The organism is Polaromonas sp., from assembly GCF_018780625.1.
Classification (GTDB): Bacteria; Pseudomonadota; Gammaproteobacteria; order Burkholderiales; family Burkholderiaceae_C; genus Polaromonas.
Window position 1 is genome coordinate 1 of sequence record NZ_JADMJK010000141.1, and the last position, 3,636, is coordinate 3,636.

Consider the following 3,636-nt stretch of genomic DNA (forward strand, 5'->3'; position numbering starts at 1 on the left):
CTGGCAGACGATGACGAGGCCGGCCGCCACGCCCAGCCAGACTTTGTAGGACGGTTCATCAGGCTGTTGCATATGGTCGGAAAACATGGGTACTACCTCTTTATTACACTTGTTTCAATGCTAAAGCGGCGATTTCAAAAGCCATTCGGTGTTCTTCCCGGCCCTGTGTAGGATAAAAGCGCTGGCTTACCATGGCGCCATGAACGCTGACACATCCCCGCCCCTTCCGCCCACCCTGCTTGACGCTGCCCAGACGGCGCAGCGCCTGCCCTACCCGCTGCTGGTAGAGGCGCTTGCCGCGCTGCTGCAAGACCCTTCGGTGCAGGTGCCGGCGCGCCTGGTGCTGCCGCTACACGGTGGCGGCAGTTTGTTTGTCATGCCCGCGCTGGATGGCGTCACCGCCATCACCAAGCTGATCACCTTTACGCCGGCCAATGCGGGCCGTGGCCTGGCGACGATCCAGGGTGACGTGGTGGTGTTTGACGTGGCCACAGGCCAGCGCAGGCTGATTCTGGATGGCCCCACCGTGACCGCGCGGCGCACGGCCGCCGTGTCGGTGCTGGCGGCCCAGCGGCTGGCGCCCAACAAGCAGGGGCCGCTGCTGATTGTGGGCGCGGGCGTGCAGGGCAAGGCCCACCTGGAGGCTTTTGCCGAGGGCTTGAACACCCGGGAATTTCTGATTGCCTCGCGCAGCGCGTCCAGCGCGCAGGCGCTGACCCACTACGCGCAGACACTGGGCTTGCAGGCGCGCGTGGTGCCGGACGCCGATGCGGCCTTGGCCGACTGCCCGATGGCCGTGACCTGCACGCCCGCCCGCGAGGTGGTGCTGCGCGCCCTGCCGCGCGGCGACGCGTTTATTGCTGCAGTAGGGGCCTTCACGCCCACCATGGCCGAACTGAGCGCCGACCTGTGCCGGCATGTAGCCAAACACGGCACGGTGGTGGTCGACACGGTGGACGCCGGGCACGAAGCCGGTGATTTGCTGCAGGCCGGGCTGGATGTGGCCCGCTTTGCCAGCCTGGCTGACGTGGCGCGCAGCGAGACCTTTGCGGCCAAGGGGCCGGTGCTGTTTAAAAGCTGCGGCTGGGCGGGGTGGGACCTGGCGGCGGCCCGGGCGGCGTTGCTGGCCTAGCAGACAGGGGACTGTGCCCGGGCGCGGGCCTACCTCGGGCAGGAAAAAGCCTTACAGAGGACAGGGAACGCGCCCTTCAGCGAACAGGAAGAAAAAGTACTTTTCTGAAATGTTGTTCATGTAACAATTTACCCAAGATGTGTTCATCATCACCAACCGCCCTCTGTCTATTTTGAAAGCCACCATGAAAACTTCATCTCTTGCCGCCGCCCTTGTTCTTGGCTTGACTGGAACCGCCGCGTTCGCCCAGGCGACGCACTCCGGCTGGTATGTGGCCCCGACCGCAAGCGTGGTCATCAATGACAACGACCGGGCAAAAAGCACCGGCGCCGGCGTGGGACTGGCTGTTGGCAAGATGCTGAACGAAAAATGGAACGTGGAAGTTGGTGGCCAGTACCTGCAACTCGACGGCAAGAACGACGAACAAGGCAATATCGGCGTTGACGGCCTGTATTTCTTTAACCGCAACCCTGACTTTGCCCCCTACGCGCTTGCCGGCCTGGCCTACGCACGGGAAGGGTACTCGGACTCCAACAAAAACGACAATTTGATGGCACGGGTTGGTTTGGGCTTTACCAAGCAACTGACCAGGAACGTTGACTTTCGCGCCGACGCCCGTTATCAGTACCACGGCAACAAGGCGGGTTCAGGCAGCTTGGGTGACTGGATCGTGTCTGCCGGCCTGAACATCGCGTTTGGCGGCACGCCACAAGCCGCAGCGCCTGCCTATGTGGCTCCTGCGTATGTGGCACCGGTCTATGTGGCTCCAGCACCGGCACCGGCTCCCGTAGCCGTGATGCCAGCGCCCGCCCCGGAACCAGCGCCTTACGTGGCACCCAAGCGCGAACCAAAGCAAGACCGCAACTAAAGTGCGGCCGACGCCCTGAGCGAATAATTTCAGCTCGGGGCGATCAATGCCCAGGCGGCCACGCGTGCAGAAGCCCCATCTCCACGCGCACAGGCATGCAAGTACACCTTGCCATGCGCCGGTGAGGTCTATTCCCGTCATTGCGAACGAAGGGGTTGCTTGTTCGGTCTTGTGTTGGCTTTGCTGGGTTGGGCTGGCCGGGAGTCGCCCCGGCGGGCGAGTTACTTTTCTTTGCTTCGCTGTATGGACCGGAAAGATGGGAAACGGATGTACAGGGGGATGTACAGGGACATAGTAAACACCATGCGGTTTCAGGAAGCTGCCTTCAGCGCATTCAGGTCCACCTAAATAATGCACGCTTGGCCCGTAAGTCAAGACCGGTGCGCGCGGGTGCCTACTTCTCCAGGTACCACTGCAGGAAATACTTGGCGACAAAGCCCATCATGCCAAACCCCAGGCCCAGAAAGATGACAAAGGTGCCGAACTTGCCGGCCTTGGACTTCCACGCCAGATGGCCAATGATGAACAGCATGTAGAGCATGAATGCCCCCACGCCGAAGGTGAGGCCAAAGGTGGCGATCTGCTCTTCCGTGAAGCCGAACATCAGACGACTCCTTCGGGCGGATGGCGTTCGGGTAGCGCACTGGCATCGACCAGGTCACGGTAGGCGTGCCAGCTGGCATGGCCCAGCAGCGGCAGCACAAAAATCAGGCCCACCAGCAGCGTGCCCAGGCCCAGCAGCGTCAGACCCATGATCAGGGCGGCCCACAGCGCCAGCGGAACGGGGTTGGTCAGCACCGCCTGCCAGCTGGCCAGTACGGCTTGCAGCACATCGACCCGGCGGTCCAGCAGCAGCGGCATGGCGATCACGCTGGAGGCAAATATGGGCGCGGCCATGAGGCCGCCCATGGTGAGCCAGAGCTCGAACACGTAGTGCTGGGGCGCCAGCACGACATGGCGCAGAAAGTCCGCCGGGGTGTTGATGGGCTGCGGCGCCATCAGCGTGATGAGCGCGGCCGAGGTCAACACCCAGCCGGTTCCGGCCAGCGCCAGCAGCAAACCGAAGCGCACCAGGCACCAGTAGCCGCCGCGCACCACAAACCGCGAGTGCTGCCAGCGGGTCCAGGTTTTCAGGACAAGCTGCGGATTGACGGCTTCGCCGCGTTCCAGGGCGCGGCTGATGGCGTACAGGCTGGTGGCCAGCACCGGCGCCACCACCAGAAAGCCAGAAAACGCGCCGGCCAGCAGCCAGAAACGGTCGCGCGCCAGCAGCATCAGCAGCCCCCCGATGGCGGCCAGCACCGCGCCATGCGCCAGACTGAGCCAGCCGCCGCGCAGCGTGTCTTGCGCGCCACGCGCCAGCCACTGCAGCGGCTGGGCAAGCCCGATGGTGCGGATCACAGGCAGCGCCACAGGGCCAGGGGCCGACGGCGAGGGGGAAGGAGTAAGTTTGGAGTGCAGCGCCATGGCCTTAGCATACCTGCAGCGCCCACCCCGGGCTGGCCATGCGCACGGCGCTGCTGGCGCAATCCATCTCTGCCATCGCGAATCGGGGGACGGTTCAAGGAAAGCGAAGGGGGTTTCTTGTTCGATCTCGATTTGGCTTTGCAGGGTTGGGCTGGCCGGTCTCGCCCGG

Annotated in this window: 4 protein-coding genes; 2 read left to right on the forward strand and 2 right to left on the reverse strand. The window is 63.8% G+C overall.

What is annotated here, in order from left to right; translation table 11 throughout:
* Nucleotides 1-199 precede the first annotated feature (199 nt).
* Both IV091_RS12305 and IV091_RS12310 read left to right on the forward strand, forming a co-directional pair.
* A complete protein-coding gene (locus IV091_RS12305) occupies nucleotides 200-1,132 on the forward strand; it encodes a delta(1)-pyrroline-2-carboxylate reductase family protein (RefSeq protein WP_293469111.1) in 933 nt (310 codons plus the stop codon).
* A 184-nt stretch (nucleotides 1,133-1,316) separates the two neighbouring features.
* A complete protein-coding gene (locus IV091_RS12310; protein ID WP_293469113.1) occupies nucleotides 1,317-2,000 on the forward strand; it encodes a porin family protein in 684 nt (227 codons plus the stop codon).
* A gap of 394 nt (nucleotides 2,001-2,394) precedes the next feature.
* On the opposite strand, the gene IV091_RS12315 is transcribed toward IV091_RS12310, so the two are convergent.
* Both IV091_RS12315 and IV091_RS12320 read right to left on the reverse strand, forming a co-directional pair.
* Nucleotides 2,395-2,604: a DUF2788 domain-containing protein gene (locus IV091_RS12315; RefSeq protein ID WP_293469115.1), complete on the reverse strand. Its 210-nt coding sequence runs from the start codon at nucleotides 2,602-2,604 to the stop codon at nucleotides 2,395-2,397.
* The gene (locus IV091_RS12320; protein ID WP_293469117.1) at nucleotides 2,604-3,467 is read right to left on the reverse strand and encodes a DUF2189 domain-containing protein; all 864 of its coding nucleotides are present in this window, start codon (nucleotides 3,465-3,467) and stop codon (nucleotides 2,604-2,606) included. Before IV091_RS12320 ends, IV091_RS12315 begins: the two co-directional genes overlap by 1 nt.
* Nucleotides 3,468-3,636 lie beyond the last annotated feature (169 nt).